Annotated in this window: 16 protein-coding genes; 5 read left to right on the top strand and 11 right to left on the bottom strand. The window is 64.7% G+C overall.

The features are described 5' to 3' along the window. The first annotated feature begins 178 nt into the window (after positions 1-178). The gene (locus tag GV068_RS09700; protein ID WP_159697122.1) at positions 179-2,677 is read left to right on the top strand and encodes a TonB-dependent siderophore receptor; all 2,499 of its coding nucleotides are present in this window, start codon (positions 179-181) and stop codon (positions 2,675-2,677) included. Positions 2,678-2,725: 48 nt separating this feature from the next. Here GV068_RS09700 and GV068_RS09695 read toward each other — a convergent pair whose 3' ends face one another. From GV068_RS09695 to GV068_RS09685, 3 genes are read right to left on the bottom strand one after another with little or no spacing between them, the layout of a single operon-like run. Continuing rightward, complete coding sequence (locus GV068_RS09695) at positions 2,726-3,538, bottom strand: hypothetical protein (protein ID WP_159697121.1); 813 nt, start codon at positions 3,536-3,538, stop codon at positions 2,726-2,728. Between the two features lie 3 nt (positions 3,539-3,541). Continuing rightward, positions 3,542-4,237: a hypothetical protein gene (locus tag GV068_RS09690; protein WP_159697120.1), complete on the bottom strand. Its 696-nt coding sequence runs from the start codon at positions 4,235-4,237 to the stop codon at positions 3,542-3,544. Next, a complete protein-coding gene (locus tag GV068_RS09685; protein WP_159697119.1) occupies positions 4,237-5,400 on the bottom strand; it encodes a sialidase family protein in 1,164 nt (387 codons plus the stop codon). Before GV068_RS09685 ends, GV068_RS09690 begins: the two co-directional genes overlap by 1 nt. Positions 5,401-5,729: 329 nt before the next feature. On the opposite strand from GV068_RS09685, the gene GV068_RS09680 reads away from it, so the two are divergent. After that, entirely contained in the window at positions 5,730-6,848 is a 1,119-nt protein-coding gene (locus GV068_RS09680; RefSeq protein WP_159697118.1) for a sensor histidine kinase, read from the top strand. Next, entirely contained in the window at positions 6,845-7,630 is a 786-nt protein-coding gene (locus tag GV068_RS09675; RefSeq protein WP_159697117.1) for a LytTR family DNA-binding domain-containing protein, read from the top strand. The genes GV068_RS09680 and GV068_RS09675 overlap by 4 nt, the downstream gene beginning before the upstream one ends. 83 nt (positions 7,631-7,713) lie before the next feature. Here GV068_RS09675 and GV068_RS09670 read toward each other — a convergent pair whose 3' ends face one another. The 5 genes from GV068_RS09670 to GV068_RS09650 form a co-directional block, all read right to left on the bottom strand. Continuing rightward, on the bottom strand, positions 7,714-7,995 hold the full coding sequence (locus GV068_RS09670) for a hypothetical protein (RefSeq protein WP_159697116.1): 282 nt from the start codon (positions 7,993-7,995) through the stop codon (positions 7,714-7,716). Between the two features lie 242 nt (positions 7,996-8,237). Next, the gene (locus tag GV068_RS09665; protein ID WP_159697115.1) at positions 8,238-9,614 is read right to left on the bottom strand and encodes a P-loop NTPase fold protein; all 1,377 of its coding nucleotides are present in this window, start codon (positions 9,612-9,614) and stop codon (positions 8,238-8,240) included. A 250-nt stretch (positions 9,615-9,864) separates the two neighbouring features. Further along, positions 9,865-10,167 carry a hypothetical protein gene (locus GV068_RS09660; protein ID WP_159697114.1) on the bottom strand — a complete coding sequence of 101 codons (303 nt, stop codon included), beginning with the start codon at positions 10,165-10,167 and terminating at the stop codon, positions 9,865-9,867. 116 nt (positions 10,168-10,283) lie between these two features. After that, complete coding sequence (locus GV068_RS09655; RefSeq protein WP_159697113.1) at positions 10,284-10,847, bottom strand: hypothetical protein; 564 nt, start codon at positions 10,845-10,847, stop codon at positions 10,284-10,286. Positions 10,848-10,948: 101 nt separating this feature from the next. Then, positions 10,949-11,506 (bottom strand): cysteine hydrolase family protein, encoded by a 558-nt coding sequence (locus tag GV068_RS09650; protein ID WP_159697112.1) that lies wholly within the window; start codon positions 11,504-11,506, stop codon positions 10,949-10,951. A 100-nt stretch (positions 11,507-11,606) separates the two neighbouring features. On the opposite strand from GV068_RS09650, the gene GV068_RS09645 reads away from it, so the two are divergent. After that, positions 11,607-12,407, top strand: coding sequence for a ferritin-like domain-containing protein (locus tag GV068_RS09645; RefSeq protein ID WP_159704838.1), 801 nt, complete (start codon positions 11,607-11,609; stop codon positions 12,405-12,407). Positions 12,408-12,410: 3 nt separating this feature from the next. Then, positions 12,411-14,780, top strand: coding sequence for a DNA polymerase II (locus tag GV068_RS09640; protein WP_159697111.1), 2,370 nt, complete (start codon positions 12,411-12,413; stop codon positions 14,778-14,780). 19 nt (positions 14,781-14,799) lie between these two features. Here GV068_RS09640 and GV068_RS09635 read toward each other — a convergent pair whose 3' ends face one another. The 3 genes from GV068_RS09635 to GV068_RS09625 form a co-directional block, all read right to left on the bottom strand. After that, a complete protein-coding gene (locus GV068_RS09635) occupies positions 14,800-16,302 on the bottom strand; it encodes a tripartite tricarboxylate transporter permease (RefSeq protein ID WP_159697110.1) in 1,503 nt (500 codons plus the stop codon). A 3-nt stretch (positions 16,303-16,305) separates the two neighbouring features. After that, complete coding sequence (locus GV068_RS09630; RefSeq protein WP_159697109.1) at positions 16,306-16,782, bottom strand: tripartite tricarboxylate transporter TctB family protein; 477 nt, start codon at positions 16,780-16,782, stop codon at positions 16,306-16,308. A gap of 90 nt (positions 16,783-16,872) precedes the next feature. Continuing rightward, a complete protein-coding gene (locus GV068_RS09625) occupies positions 16,873-17,850 on the bottom strand; it encodes a tripartite tricarboxylate transporter substrate binding protein BugD (RefSeq protein WP_159697108.1) in 978 nt (325 codons plus the stop codon). Positions 17,851-17,875: the final 25 nt, after the last annotated feature.

Below are 17,875 nucleotides of genomic sequence, written 5' to 3'. Positions count from 1 at the left end.
AAGTGTAGCAGGCGACGACAGCTCATGCTTACACCGACCTTACGCCGACGTCACTGTTGTAAATATGCCTGTACGCAAGTTTGCGAATTGACATCCTCAGGTGTGCCCAGCAGTATCAATTTGCGCCCTTGCCCTTGCTGCAACTCCGGCGCGTTCCAACAACAAGAGGAAAACCACGATGCAGAAACATGTAACGGAAAAGACGGTCCTTGCCTTAGCCATCGCTTCGCTGTTCTCCGGCGCCCACGCGCAGGACGCCGCGCCGCCCGCCGCGTCCGATGCCGCCCCTTCCGCCACGGTGGTGGTGACCGGCACCCGCGTCGCCAACCGCACCGCGCTCGACACCGCGGCTCCGGTCGACATCATCTCGGCCGAGACCCTGAAAAACACCGGCAGTACGGAGATCAACCAGGCCCTGTCGATGGCGCTGCCCTCGCTGAACTTCCCGCGCCCGGCGATCACCGACGGCACCGACACCATCCGTCCCGCCACCCTGCGCGGCATGGCGCCGGACCAGACCCTGGTGCTGGTCAACTCCAAGCGCCGCCACGCCTCCTCGCTGGTCAACGTGAACGGCTCGATCGGCCGCGGTTCGGCGGCGGTGGACATGAACACCATCCCGACCGCGATCGTGAAGAGCATCGAGGTGCTGCGCGACGGCGCCGCCGCCCAATACGGATCGGACGCGATCTCCGGCGTGGTCAACCTGCGCCTGCGCACTGACCGGACCGGCGGCGAGGCAAGCGTCGTCTACGGCGCGCGCAAGACCGAATACGAACTGTGGAACGACGTCGCCCCGACCGGCGGCACCTGGACTGCACCAGCCTCGCGCAAGCGCACCGACGGCCAGACCGCCACCGTGAGCCTGTGGAAAGGCCTGGCCCTGGGTGAGGACGGCTACCTCACCATCGCCGCCGAATACAAGGACCAGCACCGCACCGAACGCAGCGGCTACGACATGCGCCAGCAGTATCCGCGCCTGGCCAACGGCAGCTTCGACCCGCGCGAACTCACCATCAACCGCTTCAACGCCTGGTACGGCGAGCCGGAGATGGAACAGGCGACTCTGTTCGCCAACGCCGGCAGCAACCTGGGCGGCGGCGTCAAGCTGTACGGCTGGGCGAGCTACCAGAACCGCGAAGCGCGTTCGGGCGGCTTCTTCCGCCCGGCCCAGGATGCGCGCAACATCATCTCGATCTACCCCGACGGCTTCCTGCCGATCATCGCGCCGACCGTCGACGACTTCGCGGCAACCGGCGGCGTCACCTGGACCCAGGGCAACTGGGACATGGACGCGTCGCTCGGCTACGGCAAGAACAAGATGAAGTACGACATCCAGAACACCCTGAACCGTTCGATCGGCACCAGCAGCAAGCGCGAGTTCTACGCGGGCGGCTATGCCTACGACCAGCTGGTGTTCAACCTGACCGGCGTGCGCAGCGTGGACGTGGGCGGCTTCTCCTCCCCGCTGAACATCGCGGTCGGCACCGAAGCGCGCCGTGAAGGCTACGAGCTGTTCGCGGGCGAGCCGGATTCCTGGCGCGCCGGCCCGGAGATCCTGCCGACCGGCGTGCCGGCGGCGCCGGGCGCGCAGGTGTTCCCGGGCTTCCGTCCCTCGAACGAAGTCGACGCCCATCGCAGCGCGGTCGGCGCCTTCGTCGACCTGGAAGCGAACATCACGCCGGAATTCCTGGCCTCGGTGGCGGTGCGCGGCGAGCATTACTCGGACTTCGGCAACAGCCTGGCCGGCAAGCTCTCGGGCCGCTACGACTTCAATAAGTCGTTTGCACTGCGCGGCGCAATCCAGAACGGCTTCCGCGCGCCGTCGCCGCAGCAGCAGTACTTTACCGCTACCTCGACCAACTTCATCAACGGCGTTCCTTTCGAAATTACCACCTTCAAGCCGACCGACCGCGTCGCGGTGGCGCTCGGCGCCAAGCCGCTGGAGGCCGAGAAGTCGCTGAACGCCTCACTGGGCGCGGTGCTGCGCTTCGATCCCTTCAACATCACGATCGACGCCTACCGCATCAAGATCGAGGACCGCATCGTCCTGTCGGAGAACCTGACCCAGGCGAACGTCCGCAACTACATCATCTCGCAGGGCATCAACGGCGTGGGCGGCGGCCGCTTCTTCATCAACGGCGTTGACACCCGCACCCAGGGCGTGGACGTGGTGGTGAGCTGGCCGCTCAAGCTCGATGGCGCGGGTAACCTCGACTTCACGCTGGCCGGTAACTTCACCGACACCAAGGTCACCAAGACCCCGGTGACGGCGCAGCTGGCGGCCTTGAACCCGGCGCCGGTCCTGTTCGACCGCCTCAACGTGCTGTCGCTGGAAAAAGGCCAGCCGGAGAACAAGATCAGTGCGAACGTGAACTGGAAACTGGGGCAGTGGGGTGCGACCTTCCGCGCCACGCGCTACGGCAAGGTGCTGTCGCCCGGCACCACGGCGGCGCTGGACTTCTGGATGGGAGCGAAGACGGTGGTGGATATCGAAGGCCGCCTGGCGCTTACGCCGAAGCTGAGCCTGGCGCTGGGCGCGGACAACCTGTTCGACCAGTATCCGGAGACCCTGCCGCCGGTGCTGAACACGACCGGCAATACGCCGTTCGCAAACTACGCGCCGTTCGGCCGCGGCGGGCGCTTCATCTACGCGCGCCTAAACTACGGCTTCTGATGGGGAGCTTGTGGGGTGGACGGCCCGGCCGCCCACCCCACAACAGCATTAAACAGCAGGAGGAGCGCCGGCGCCTGCGCCGGCGCTCAGCAGCCAGGCCACGAACAGCAGGAACACCATCCAGCTGGCGAACAGCTTCGACAGGCGGCGGATGTCGGCCGGGTTCTCGAACAGCGTCGGACGGGTGTACTGGACACCGGCAAAATACGCCGCGAAGACAGTCGCCAGGTAGTGCACGGCGCCGAACATCTCGCCCAGTTCGCCCTTGCGCGGATGGTCGATCAGCGCATGTGACAGCGCCACCAGCACCAGATAGATCACCGAGGCCGACAGCGGCGGCAGGTACAGGCCGAGCTTTTCGACCCAGCTGCGCACGCCCGGCTTGAAGCGCGCCACGAGCGGCAGGATCAGGTTGTGGGTCAGGCCGGCGATAGCGATCAGCTTGAGCAGCACGTTCTTGTGCAGGCTGCCGCTGCCGACGGCCAGGTTGTGGATATTGGTCTCGCCCTGGCGGTTATTCTGCAGGAAGTACTCGGACGACTGGACATTGAGCACACGCTGGAACCAGCTGATCTCTTCCAGTGCCGCCAGCGCGCACAGCAGACTCAGACCGCCCAGCGCCAGCAGTTCCAGCGCACCGCGGTCGGCGCGCTTGAGGCGTTCGAAGAAGGCGAAACCGAGCAGGATCGACAGCACCGTAAAGCACAGGAACTGCATCCATTCGACGATGCCGTCCTCGATCAGGAGGCGCCACAAGCCCGCCGTGTCGCCCCTGTAGGCCACCGCCAGCAACAGCACGAAAATATTGATGACGATCCCGGTGGCGATGACGGGATGAAGAAGGGACTTCTGGTTTGCCACTGACTACTCCTTGATGGGTGAAAACGGTTCGGTGCCGGTGCGCTGCAGGACCGGTAGCTCGTGGGCGGACGGCTGCGCCGTACGCGCCGGACGGCGCAGCAGCGTGCGCAGCGCCGCGGCGCCGAGGGAAGCGAGAGCCCAGGCCCACAGCAGCGGGTCGAGCAGGGCGTCGCACAGGTTCCCTGTCGGCAGGCGCGCGAGCGAGAACAGCAGCAGGGCGCCGAGGATGGCGCAGGACTGGCGCGTGGCCTGGCCGCGCAGGATGGCCCAGGCGCAGGCGCCGGCGAGCAGCACCGCGAGCAGCGCCGCGCCGGTGCCGAAGGCGGCGTAATAATAGCCGCGCGAGAGCAGGCCGAAGGCGTCCAGGTAGAGCAGGCTGCCGCTTAGCGCCAGCGCCGCCGCCAGCGGCGTGCGCATGAGAGGCGCGTTGTGCGCACCGCGCCAGCGGGTGAACAGCTTCACCGCGCACAGGGCGGCCAGCAGGGCGCTCGGGTACTGGAAGGCCAGGCCCAGGTGCCAGGCGGGCGAGGCTTCGCCCGGCAGCGCCATCAGGAGCAGGCTGGCGCCGAGGATCCCGGCCAGCGCGCGCCGCGGCAGGCGCCAGGCGGCGGGCCAGGCGGCGACCACCAGCGCGGCCAGCACCAGCGCCCATGCAAAACGGGCGTAGACGAACTGCAGCGCGAGTTCGGGCAATGCCATCAGATGTTCTCCCCAATGCTGATCCGGTACCGGTGATGCGCGATCGCCTGGCGCTGGAAGGTATAGGTGACGTGCAGCTCGTTGCCGACCTGCTGCATGGTTGGATAGGAAAACTCGTCGCCCGCGCCGCCGCGCGCGACGTCGGCTACCGGGCGCCAGGTCTGGCCGTCCTTGGAGAGCGACAGGCGCAGCGTGCTGCGCGACGAGTCCTTGTTCCCCATGTGATTGTGCAGCATGAGGAAGTCGCCGTTCGCCAAGCGCAGCGCCGCCACCGAGGTGCTTTCGTTGTTCAGCGCCAGGGGCGGCAGGTCTTCCCAGCTGGCGCCGCCGTCGCGGCTGCGCGCATGCTGGACGCGGCGCTGGTCGCTGGCGTCGCGCATCCAGGCCCGCACTTCCAGACGCGAGACCGGCACGATGGCCGGCTGCAGGGTTGTCGTGCGGGCGCCGATGCGGGCCAGGCCGGTGGGCTCGCCGTCCGGGCCGAAGGCCATCAGCATCGGATACTTGATGCCGAGTTCGAAGTAGACCGGCAGCCACCAGCCACCGTCGACCAGGCCCACCGCATTGGTGCGCACCAGCACGCTGGTATTGAACATCGGCGACATCGGCAGCACCCGCTTCATCTGGAACGAAGTGCCTTCGTCCGAGGACACCATGTGCGCTACGCGCGAAGCCGCCCAGCCACCGAGGCCGGTGGCCACCACGTACAGGTGGATGCGGCCATGGCGGTCGGTCCAGGCCACCGGGTTGCCGATGCGGCGCACGCCGAAGCCGAGTGCCTTGCCGAGCGAGTCGCGGCTGGCGACTTCCCAGGGTTCGCCCCATTTACCGTTATGCCACTGCGAGGCGTAGACCTTGACGTCCGGGCCGCTCTCGCGGCTGCCGGCCCACCAGAAAGTCACCATGCGGTCGCCCGGCAGGGTCGCCAGCGCGCTGGCATGGGCCGAAGGCGTATTGCGCGGCATCGGGATCATGGAACGGGACAGCTCGGTGAGGCTCACGCGGCCGGGCACGACAGCCGGCAGGGTCGACGGAGCGGCGGCGGCGCGGGCACTGCGGGTCCAGCGCGCGCTTTCGGCGGCGCCGATGGCCAGCACCACGGTCAAGCAGGCAAGAACGGTGCGGCTGCGTGCAGCGGCACGCGGTGGCAGGGGACGCTCCATACACTCCCGGCGGGATCCGGGCGGGCCGGTCCGCGACACTCTGTCTGTTATAGGTTGTTGAACTGCAGGGTGCGCGGCCTGTGGAAACGGCGTTCCACGGTCTCATTCAGGAGGAAAGGCTGAGCTGTACCCGAGCAAAGGCATTATCCTACAGGAAAGAGCTGCTTTGTGACACCGAAGTTGCGTATTGACACTGCGCTCGCGCCACACTCCGGTAGAGCGGAAGGCCGGTTCACGGTCGGGGAATGCGAGTTCATCGCACTCGGCTTGCTCCTTTGCCATCGGCTGGGCAGAATGCGGACATCTTGAACGCATCCAAGCGAGACAGCATGAGCAGCCTGCTCCAGGCCACCGCGGCCATTCCTGCAGACCGACCCGTTCCCGAAGGGGGCTCCTTCGCCAGGCGCCTGCTGCGCGACCTGCGCTTTGCCGCCGTGGTCGGCGCGGTGGCGGCCCTGATGATCACCCTGGTCGTCGGCCATCCGGAGACCCTGTACGAACAGCTGCTTTATTCCTGCTTCATTTCGGTGTCGGGATTCGCCGTTGTCGATACGGCGCGCCTGCTGCTGTGGCCGGGCCCGAACCGTAGCGGGCGCGCATGGGCTGCCTTGATCGCGGTCGCCGCGCTCACCGCGCCGCTGGTGCATTTTTCGGCGGTGCAGGCGGTCGGCCCTCTGTTCTTGCATCCCACTCCTTCGCTGATGGATTATCCGACCCTGCCGCGCCTGAGCATGGTGATGCTGACCTTCCTGGTGCTGGTCGCCGGTATCTGGGCCATCGAACACCGCGAGGGCCTGCATCGCGCCCGGCTGGAGCACCATGCGGCGCAGCTGCGCGCCGAGACCATCGAGCGCCAGGCCCTGCAGGCGCAGCTGCGCCTGCTGCAGGCCCAGATCGAGCCGCACATGCTGTTCAATACCCTGGCCAACTTGCAGGGACTGATCGCGATTGATCCGGAGCGGGCCAACACCATGCTCGACCAGCTGATCCAGTACCTGCGCGCCACCCTCGGCGTCTCGCGTGCGGAGAGCACCACACTGGGCGAGGAGTTCGCCGCCATGGAGGCCTACCTCGGCCTGATGGGCGTGCGCATGAGTGAGCGCCTGCGCTATCGCCTGGCGCTACCGCCGGAGCTGGGAAAAGTCCGGCTGCCGCCGATGCTGCTGCAACCGCTGGTCGAGAACGCAATCGTGCACGGCCTGGAACCGAAGATCGAGGGGGGCGAGATCGCAATTAGCGCTGCGGCGCACGACGGCCTGCTCGACATCAGCGTCCTCGACACCGGGCTGGGCCTGGGACAGTCCGGCGCCAAGGGCAGTGGCGTCGGCGTCGCCACCACCCGCGAACGCCTGCGCGTGCTCTACGGCGAGCGCGCATCCATCCTGCTCGTACCGGCGCAGCCGCAAGGCACGCTGGTGCGCCTGACACTACCTCTGGAGACTGCATGAGCATCCGCGCATTGATTGCAGAAGACGAACCGATCCTGGCCGCCACCCTGGCCCGCATGCTGGGCAAGCTGTGGCCCGAGCTGCAGATCGTCGGTACCGCGCCGAACGGCGTGGCTGCCGTCGAGCAGGCCTTAGTGACTCGGCCCGACGTGCTGTTCATGGACATCAAGATGCCTGGCCAGACCGGCATCGAAGCGGCTGAAGAACTGGCCGAGCGCTGGGAAGGGCCCGGCCCGTTCCCGCATGTGGTGTTCGTGACGGCCTACGACGACTACGCGGTGCAGGCCTTCGAGCAGGCGGCGGCGGATTACGTGCTCAAACCAGTGAACGAGACGCGCCTGGCGCGTACGGTTGAGCGGCTGCAGGCGCTGCTGGGCAGCCGCCAGCAAGACGCCGATCCGCTGGCCCAGCTGGTCGGGCGCCTGCAGTCGCTGATGCCGGCCTCTACGGCGCCGGAACGGCTGGACATCGTGCGCGCCGCCGTGGGCAACATGGTGCGCATGATCCCAGTCTCAGAAGTCGTGTTTTTCCAGGCCACCGACAAGTACGTCAACGTGGCGACCGCCGAGAACGAGGCCTTGATCCGGGTGCCGCTCAAGGAACTGCTGCCCCAGCTCGACCCGGCGCGCTTCAAGCAGATTAACCGCAGCACGGTGGTGAACATGAGCTGCGTGACCAGCGCGGTGCGTGACGACATGGGCAAGGTGCTGCTCAAGCTGCGTAACCGTCCGGAGCAGCCGAAGGTTAGCCCGGTGTATGCGCATCTGTTCCGGCAGATGTAAGCCGGCGCGATCGGCAGACGGTAAGAATTGACAGAGCGGGTGATCAGCAGAGCGGAGGTCAGCTATCGACCCGTTGCAGACCTTCAGACGGACCGTCGCTTTCGGGTCCTTTGGACGGCATCCAGCGCGACATAGAACGACGGCATTGCGTTCTCATTCAATGGGCCAGAGTCAGCGTCGCTTCTTGCCATCGAAAGTATTTCTCGCTCCGCTGACTCCGGCTCGCTGAGACAACTGGCGTGTTCCAGACGTGAAGCGATCTGTTCAAACCAGCCTTTTTTGAAGTGATCCGCCTCCGCACTGGTCTGCTGAAACTGCAGGATCTCCATCGATGCCTTTCGCAGCATCAAGCTGTAGGGATTCATGGTGTTCCATCACATTTATGTCCGCTCCTGGCCGATTGCGGACCTATTGTAGCGTCCGCTTCCGACCCAAAGCAGACGTTTATCAATCACCTGAAACTACCCAATGTTCTTCGCAGGCGGGATGGGACGCCCAAACCTGCTGAACGAGCTCAATGTAGGTTGACAGCGACCCGGTATCGCAATTCCGAATTAAAACTCATGGCCTTAACATTGGCGGTACGTCAAGCGTTTTGTTGGGCATTCTAGTCACGGATATCCGCGGCGATATCGATGGCTGCCGCGACACGCAACATGGACTTTCGGTCTGCTGATGGCATCGAGTACGAATCAGTAAGGCTCAACAAGTGCTGCGCCTTATTTCTAGCAGCAGGTGATGTGTCATTGTTGATGATGGCAATATGTTGATCCCTGAGGGTCCTTTTCTCATCAGGCCCAGCTAGCTCAACGATCAGCACCGCCTCGAGAGCGTTCCATTCAACGCTATCCGCGATATCGTAGACCCCGGCACGTTCGCGGAAATAATTCATTGCGTTGACATACCCAATCTTACGAAAGGCAATCTTGTCGAACATTTCCTTGTCTACCGAGCGGAGCACGATCAGCAGGCCAAGATGAATTGTCTCGAGGCGCTCTTGGTCGCCTGTAGCTGCTAATACAAGCTTCAGCCGTATGATGCAACGCTCGATCGCTCGCAGCCTCATGTCATAAATATCTGCCAGAAGTCCAAGCAAGCGGACAATGGTATCGCGTTCATTGCGGCGCCCTTGCAGCTTATCGGCAATTCCCGCGTGGTTGATTGCGTTATTGATGAACTTTATCCGTGACGGTGCTGGTAGTCCAAACTCAAGGTCGATAAATTTCCGTAAGTATTCGGCGGCATCGATCTTTTCGCCGTACACGGCGGCGGTCACCGCTTCAAGCTGCTTCTTGTCAATCGACAACACAAATGCCAAGTTCGGCACGTCAAACATATGCTTGATTCGCTCCAGAAGAGACATAGCAAAGTCCGGCCGGCATCGATCCAGCTCGTCGATGAAAAATACCAGAGTAGGCTCTTTCTGCATCTTGGGCAGGCTGGCAACAACTTTCTCAACCTCTGCTCTGAAACATTTGGCTGCTTGTTCTTCTTTTGCAAATTCCTCAATGAGATCATTAGTAGCGTCGGTCGCAGCGTCCACTACGGCGCCTTCTATACCATCTGGAAGATCCACCAGTCCTCCGGTGCCCAGCTTCACGCCAAGAATGGCGGTGCGTTTGAGAACAGCGGTAGCGAACTTCTTTACCTCCTTCATCCCGATCCCGGCGATAGACCCCTCAGCTTTCGGGAACGCCTCGTCGAGTGCCGCGACCATAGCAATCAAAGGATCAGATACATGGTCCGCCTTCCACGCATTGAAATACACCGTCTGAAAGTTTCGTTTTTGTAAAACCTTTCCAACCATATCGACAAAAACGGATTTACCAGTGCCATATGGCGAGTCGATCGCAAGTACTAACGGCTGATCGCCAGTATCGCTAACCACGCCCGCCACGAATTCGACTATCTGCTTGCGATTCAAAGCGTCATGCCGGAAAGGATCGTCATCAGGGACTTCAGTGGCGCGAATGCGATAGTTCATGGCAGCAAAAGGCGGGTTATCAAAAGTAATAGGTTAGCACAGGCGTATCTCTTTCTAACGAGATCAGCATCATTGCAGCATTTCTTCGCATGCCCTCTTGATTGTTCGGTCGTTGGCAAAGATGTGTTTTTAACATAGAGGATTTGGGCTTTACCTTTGAACCAATCAAAGGTCCGCTCGTGGCCGGCTGCGGACCTATTGTAGCGTCCGCTAACGACCCGAAGCGGACGTTGGCGACGCTAACTGACTTTCACGATTGCGCTTCAGCGAGCAATTTGGCGTGTATGTCGTGAATCACCGAAGCACAGGAGCGGCTCATGGAATCGAGTGTCATCCTTAGAGGAAAATCCTCGAACGTCAGGTAGAACGGTCGCCATTTGATCAAGACAATCCACATTCGCTCAACCGGTGTATCGATCCGTTTAAGTACAATGCCGCCGAACTTTCGTACGAAGTCGGCAGCCTGATCTGGAAAGGTCTCCCAGTCCGTGTCTTCCGTGATCGTAAGGCTTATGTTCCCTGAAGCCATGGTCTCGATTGTGGGCAGGTTCATATTCTCGTGGTTGACCAACTATGCGAATGTCCGGATATGGCCGAAAGCGAACTTTGGATTGATTTGGTGTTTGGGACGTTGCTCCGAGCGCGAACACGAACTTCAGTTATTCATTCTCACGGCAGACCAGCCCCGCGCGCCCGGCCGCCACGCACCAGTCGCAGCCCGGCGCCGAACAGCAGGTGCACGGCAAACGAGCAGGCCGCGATCACCGACACGATCAGCACCGGCAGCACCGCGCCGAAGGTGAAGGTCATGCCGAGGGCGAAGCCGAGCACGTATTCGGCGCGGTAGGCATGCACGAACAGGGCTGCCGCAAAAGCGCCGAAGAAGATCCACGTAACTGCCGGGTGATTCAGCATAAAGGCGAGCGCCAGCGCCGCGCCCCACAGCAGGGCGCCGGTGAAACGCAGGCGCGTGAGGGTGCGGAAACGCTCGCGGCTGCCTGGCTGCATCAGGGTGGCGCTGCGGCGCTGGATGCGTCCGACCAGGAACCAGACCAGCAGCGGCACCACCAGCAGGCCCCACCAGTTGGAGATCGCGGGCAAGTCGGGATTGTTCAGCAGATGATGGGCAGGCACGCCGCCATGGGTGTATTCCCAGCCGAGGTGGGCCAGCTCGAGTACGAGGGCGAGCGCGGCGAGGACGAGGCGGGACTGCGGGGCAGGGCGGTCGAACATGGCGCATTTCCTTCGCAAGAGACCTGGGCGGCCGAGCGATCCATGGTAGCAAGCTTGCCGCTTTGGCCACAATGCGCCAAGGGTAATGTGGCGACTTAGCCTCAGTCGAGCTGCGCCAGGATATCGGCCGTCGTCTCCACCTTCGCGTATTCGGCCGCCAGGTTGGCGAGCGACATGGCATGCACCTCGTCCGCGCTGCGCAGGGCGCCATTGTAGTCGCGCCGCGCAAAGGCGAAGCAGGCGTCCGCCGCCACCGCCACGTGGAAGCCGAGGTTGCCGGCGCTGCGTACGCTGCACTCGACCGAGATGTTGGTGCTGACGCCGGCCACCACAAGGCGCTCGATGCCGCGCACCCGCAGCCAGCGTTCCAGGCCGGACTGGATGAAGGCGTCCGGGACGTTCTTTTCCACCACGTGCTCACCGGGACGGGGAGCGAACACCGGCTGGAACTCGGATCCCGGCTGGCCGGGCGCGAAACCGGAGCCGGCGGAGCGCGAGATGTGGCGCACGTGGACGATCGTCGCACGCCGTCCGCGCCAGGCTTCCAGCAGCAGATCGATGTTGGCTTCCGCCTGCGGGTTGTTGCGTGCGCCCGCATCCGGGCGGGCCATGCACTGCTGCATGTCGATGATGAGGAGGGCTGGATGGTCGCGTTGCATGGGCCACTCTCGAAATGGTCGGGCTTTCATGGTAACCCAGCCGCGGGCCGCCGGCGTGCTTTGGTACACTAGCGCTTTTGTGACACCGATAGGTTTGATGATGGCGCAACCGCTGGAGCTTCGCGCATGCGCTCTGCAATCCCTGCTTGACCCCGACCCCGCCGCCAAGACCGCCGGGGTAGCGGCGCTGGTCGCGGCGCATGCGCGCGGCGAGTTCACCGTCGACCGCGACGCGGAGCTGGCCGCTCCAGAGGGTATTCCTGGACGACCGGCACGGCCCGAACTGGTCCCGCCGCGGCTGGTGGGACGGCGCTCGATGGCGACCGTGGAAGGCCGCGCCATGCTGATCCACGCGCTGGCCCACATCGAATTCAATGCGGTCAACCTGGCCCTCGACGCCCTGTGGCGCTTTCCCGGCATGCCGTCCGACTACTATACCGACTGGCTGCGGGTCGCAGGCGAAGAGGCGCAGCACTTCAACATGCTGCGCGCCCACCTGGCCACGCTCGGCTACGCATACGGCGACTTCACCGGCCACGACAGCCTGTGGGAGATGGTCGAGAAAACCAGCGGCGACGTGCTGGCGCGCATGGCGCTGGTGCCGCGCACGCTGGAAGCGCGCGGCCTCGATGCGATCCCGCCGCTGCGCGCCAAGCTGGCGCAGGCCGGCGACCAGGAGGCCGCAGCCATCCTCGACGTGCTGCTGCGCGACGAGGTGGGGCACGTCGAGATCGGCAACCGCTGGTACCTGTACCTGTGCGGCCTGCGCGGCGTGGAACCGGTGGCCACCTACGCCGAGCTGACGGTGCGCTACAAGGCGCCGGTGCCCAAGGGTCCGTTCAACCTGGAGGCGCGCCGCCAGGCCGGCTTCAGCGAAGCGGAGCTGGCGCGCTTCACCTAGATCATGGACGCTACGCCCCTGCAGGGCTTCCTGCTGACCCGTCACTGGCGCGACTTGGAGGCCGGTACTGAGGTCGAATTCTGGCTCGCGACCCCTGACGGACCGCGCCGCGCGCGCCTGGCGCCGCAGACGCCGGTCGCCTTCCTGCCGCTGGAACAGCGCAAGGCGGCCGAGCTGGTCCTGGGCACGGAGCGCGGTTGCGAGCTGCGCGAACTGGCCTTGTCCGACTTCCATCACCGGCCCGTGCTTGGCCTGTACTGCCGCCAGTACCGCCAGCTGCTGCGCCTGGAAAAACGCTTGCGCGAGTTCGGCGTCGATGTGTACGAAGCCGATGTGCGTCCGCCCGAGCGCTACCTGATGGAGCGCTTCATCACGGCGCCGGTACTGGTGCACGGCACGCCGGACCCGAATGACCCGGGACTGATCCGGGACGCCCAGCTCAAGCCGGACGGCGACTACCGCCCGCGACTGCGCATGGTCTCGCTCGACATCGAGACCAACCAGCACGGCGAGCTGTATTGCATCGGCCTGGAAGGCTGCGGCCAGCGCCAGGTCTACATGCTGGGCGCACCGAACGGCGTCGACAAGCCGCGTGACTTCGACCTGGAGTATGTCGAGAGCCGCGCCGCGCTGCTGGACCGCCTGGAAGACTGGGTCCGCCGGCACGACCCGGACGCCATCATCGGCTGGAACGTGATCCAGTTCGACCTGCGTATGCTGGTACAGGCGGCCGAGCGCGCCGGACGACCGCTGCGCCTGGGACGAGACGGCAGCGCCATCGAGACCCGCGAGCACGGGCGCTCGGAGCACTTCTTCGTATCGATCGCCGGGCGCCTGGTCATCGACGGCATCGAGGCGCTGCGCTCGGCCACCTACAGCTTTTCCTCCTTCAGCCTGGAGTCGGTCTCGCAGACCTTGCTGGGCGAAGGCAAGGCGATCGACAACCCCTACAGCCGGATGGACGAGATCAACCGCATGTTCGCGGAGGACAAGCCGGCGCTGGCCTTCTACAACCTGAAGGACTGCGAACTCGTCACCCGCATCTTCGAGAAGACCGAGCTGCCGCGCTTCCTGCTGGAGCGCGCCAGCGTCACTGGACTGGCGATCGACCGCAGCGGCGGCTCGGTGGCGGCGTTCGAGCACCGCTACATGCCGCTGATGCACCGCCAAGGTTTCGTGGCGCCCAACATCGGCGACGTCGCGGCCGGCGACAGTCCCGGCGGCTTCGTGATGGACTCGCGCTCCGGCCTCTACGATTCGGTGGTGGTGCTCGACTATAAAAGCCTGTACCCCTCGATCATCCGCACCTTCCTGATCGACCCGGTCGGCCTGGTGGCAGGCCTGGCCGAACCCGAGGACGCGACCGTGCCGGGTTTTCGCGGCGCGCGCTTTTCGCGCACGCGCCACTGTCTGCCCGGCATCGTGCGCCAGGTGTGGGAAGGGCGCGAGGCCGCCAAGCGCGAACGCAACGCGCCGCTGTCGCAGTCGCTGAAGATCATCATGAACGCCTTCTACGGCGTGCTGGGTACGCCCGCTTGCCGCTTCTTCGATCCGCGCCTGGCTTCGTCGATCACCATGCGCGGCCACGAGATCATGCACCGCACCCGCGCGCTGATCGAGGAGCAGGGCTACCAGGTGATCTATGGCGACACCGATTCCACCTTCGTCTGGCTCGGCGGTCCTCACGGCCAGCTCGATGCCGAGCGTATCGGGAACGCCCTGGTGGAGCAGGTCAACGACTGGTGGCGTGCACACCTGGAGTCCGAGTACGGGCTGGCATCAAGCCTGGAGCTGGAATTCGACACCCACTACCGCCGCTTCCTGATGCCCACCGTGCGCGGCTCGGACGAAGGCAGCAAGAAGCGCTACGCCGGCCTGGTGACGCATGCGGACGGCAGCGAAGAGGTGGTGTACAAGGGACTGGAGACGGTGCGCACCGACTGGTCGCCGCTGGCGCAGCAGTTCCAGCAGGAGCTCTATCTGCGGATATTCAAGAAGGAGCCCTACGAGGCCTGGGTGGCCGACTATGTGGCGCGTACGCTGGGGGGGGAGCTGGACGAGCTGCTGGTCTACCGCAAACGCCTGCGCCGTCCGCTCGACGAGTACGAGCGCAATGTCCCTCCCCACGTGCGCGCGGCGCGCATGGCCGACGCCTTTCACGTCAGCCAGGGACGGCAGGCGCAGTACCGCAGGGGAGGGTGGATCCGCTATGTGATGACCACCAGCGGACCGGAGCCGCTGGAACTGCGCCGCTCGCCCATCGACTACGAACACTACCTGAGCAAGCAGCTCGAGCCGATAGCCGACGCCATCCTGCCCTTCGTCGGCGACTCGTTCTCGCGTTTGACGAGCCCGCAGCGCGACCTGTTCTGATCGCGCCGCGGGTCTTGCTTTACTCCTCCTGGAAGGCTTCCTCGCGCTTCTTGCGCAGCGACGGCAGCAGCACGACGATCAGTGCGGCGGCGGCCATGGCCAGCATGGTGGCGCTGATCGGGCTGCGCACGAAGACCATCGGGTCGCTGTGCGAGAGCAGCAGCGCACGGCGCAGGTATTCCTCCATCATCGGGCCGATGATGTACCCGAGCAGCATTGGCGCGGGTTCCGCACCGAGCTTGGCGCAGATGTAGCCGAACAGGCCGAACAGGGCCATGAGCCAGATGTCGAACTCGTTGTTGTTCAGGCTGAATACGCCGATCGCGCAGAACATCAGGATAGCCGGGTACAGGCGGTGGTAGGGCACCATGATCATCTTGACCCACAGGCCGATCATCGGCAGGTTCAGCACCACCAGGAACAGGTTACCGAACCACATCGACACGATCAGGCCCCAGAACAGGGCCGGCTGTTCGGTCATCACGGCCGGTCCCGGCTGGATGCCCTGGATGATCATCGCGCCGATCATCAGCGCCATCACCGGGTTCGAGGGAATGCCGAGGGTCAGCATCGGGATGAAGGAGGTCTGGGCGCCGGCGTTGTTGGCCGCTTCCGGGGCCGCCACGCCTTCGATGGCGCCGTGGCCGAACTGCTTGGCGTTGGGCGAGACCTTCTTTTCGATCGAGTAGGATGCGAACGAGGCCAGCATGGCGCCGCCGCCCGGCAGGATGCCGAGTGCCGAGCCGAGGAAGGTGCCGCGCAGGATCGGGGCCGCGATGCGCTTGAAGTCGTCCTTGGTCAGCATCAGGCCCTGGACCTTCTTCATCAGGACGTTGCGGTCTTCACCGTGCTCGAGGTTGCGGATGATTTCGCCGATACCGAACATGCCCATCGCCACGATCACGAAGTTGATGCCGTCGGCCAGCTCGGGGCGGTCGAAGGTGTAGCGCTGCGCGCCCGAATTGACGTCGGTGCCGATCAGGCCCAACAGCAGGCCGAGCAGCACCATGCCGATCGCGTTGAGCAGCGAGCCGCTGGCCAGCACCACCGAGGCCACCAGGCCCAGCACCATCAGCGAGAAGTATTCGGCCGGGCCGAATTTCAAGGCCAGGTCGGCCAGCGGCGGCGCGAACAGGGCCAGCAGGATGGTGGCGACGGTGCCGGCGAAGAAGGAGCCGATCGCCGCGGTGGCGAGCGCCTTGCCGGCCTGGCCGTTGCGCGCCATCTTGTAGCCGTCGAGCGCGGTCACCACCGAGGATGATTCGCCCGGCAGGTTGACCAGGATCGCCGTGGTCGAGCCGCCGTACTGGGCGCCGTAGTAGATACCGGCCAGCATGATCAGCGCGGAGACGGGCGGCAGGCCGAAGGTGGCCGGCAGCAGCATCGCGATGGTCGCGATCGGTCCCAGGCCCGGCAGCACGCCGACCGCGGTGCCGACGAACACGCCGACCAGGCAGTAGAACAGGTTGGTGAGGGTGAAGGCCGTTTCGAGGCCGAGTCCCAGGTTGGCAAAGATCTCCATGGTTTATACCCCTCCCAGCCATGGGCCGACGATCGGCATCGGCAGTCCGAGCAGCTTCACGAACAGCAGGACAGCGAAGATCGCGAGGCCGACCGCCAGCAGCAGGGCGCCCTTGAGCCTGAACTGCTTGCTGGCATAGGCGCTCAGCAGCACCAGCACGAAGGCGGCGACGGCCAGGCCGGCGCCACGCATCAGGAGGCCGAACAGGACCACCGCGCCGAGGACGATGACGATGTCCCTGATGTGGAAGGTGCCGATCGCGTCATGCGCTTCGGAGCGGCGCCCGATGAAGGCGCGGATGATGTCGGCCAGGCCGACGAGGGCCAGCAGGCCGCCCAGCACGGTCGGGAAATAGGCCGGGCCCATGCGGCCGGCGCTGCCCATTTCGTTGTCCTGGATGAGGATGACGGCGGCGAGGCCGACGATCAGGAAGATGATGCCGATCCAGAAATTCTTCGGATGGCGGACGATGGAAGTCACTGCGAACCCCTTGTTGCTTGTCTCGTGATTGTTCAAAAGGCCGCGCGGGCCGTGAAGCGCCGCGCAGCCTGCTGCCGTGGAGCAGGTGGATCAGTCGGCGTACTGGCCGGCCTTGGTGATGATCGGGCCCCAGCGGTCGATTTCCGACTTCAGGTGCGCGCGCAGGGCTTCCGGACGGGCGCGGTTCTCCGCCACCGGCTCGGTGCCGAGGTCGGCGAAGCGCTGCTTGACGGTCGGATCCTTGAGCGCGACGCGCAGGGCGTTCGAGAGGGTGTCGATGACCGGTTTCGGGGTGCCCTTCGGCGCGTACATGCCGTGCCACACTGCCACCTCGAAGCCCGGCAGGCCGGCTTCGCTCATGGTCGGCACGTCCGGCATCGAAGCCAGGCGCGCCTTGGTGGTGACGCCGTAGACCTTCACCTTGCCGCCCTTGATCTGGCTGGTGGTGTTGGTGGTCTGGTCGCACATCAGGTCGACCTGGCCGCCCAGCATGTCGTTCATGGCCGGGCCGGTGCCTTTATATGGGACGGTGGTCAGGTCGATGCCGATGGCGGTCTGGAACAGCATGCCGCACAGGTGCGAGGCCGAACCCAGGCCGGCGTTGGCATAGGTGACCTTGCTCTTGTTGGCCTTCACGTAGGCCAGCAGCTCCTTGAAGTCCTTGGCCGGGAAGTCCTTCTTGGCGATCAGGGTCATCGGCACGTCGGTGACCAGGCCGATTGGCTCGAAGTCGGTGATGGCGTTGTAGCTCAGTTTGCGGTACAGGCCCGGCGCGGTGGCGTGGCCGATGTGGTGCAGGAAGATGGTGTAGCCGTCCGGCGTGGCCTTGGCCACGCGCGCTGCACCGATGGTGCCGCCGGCGCCGCCGACGTTCTCGATGATGATCTGCTGTTTCAGGGTGGTGCCCATCGACTGGGCCACCAGGCGCGCGACGGTGTCAGTCGGCCCGCCGGCGGCGAAGGGCACGATCATCGTGATGGTCTTGGTGGGGTAATTCTGGGCCGAAGCGCCAAAGGCTGCTCCTACCAGGGCGATGGCTGCGACGGTGCGCAGGAATGTGGTTTTCATCGGTGTCTTCCTCTAACCTCGGTTT

It is taken from the genome of Massilia sp. 9I (genome assembly GCF_902506415.1).
In the GTDB taxonomy this organism is placed as follows: domain Bacteria; phylum Pseudomonadota; class Gammaproteobacteria; order Burkholderiales; family Burkholderiaceae_D; genus Telluria.
The sequence above is the reverse complement of the archived record's forward strand: the minus strand, read 5'-3'. Positions and strand labels throughout refer to the sequence as shown.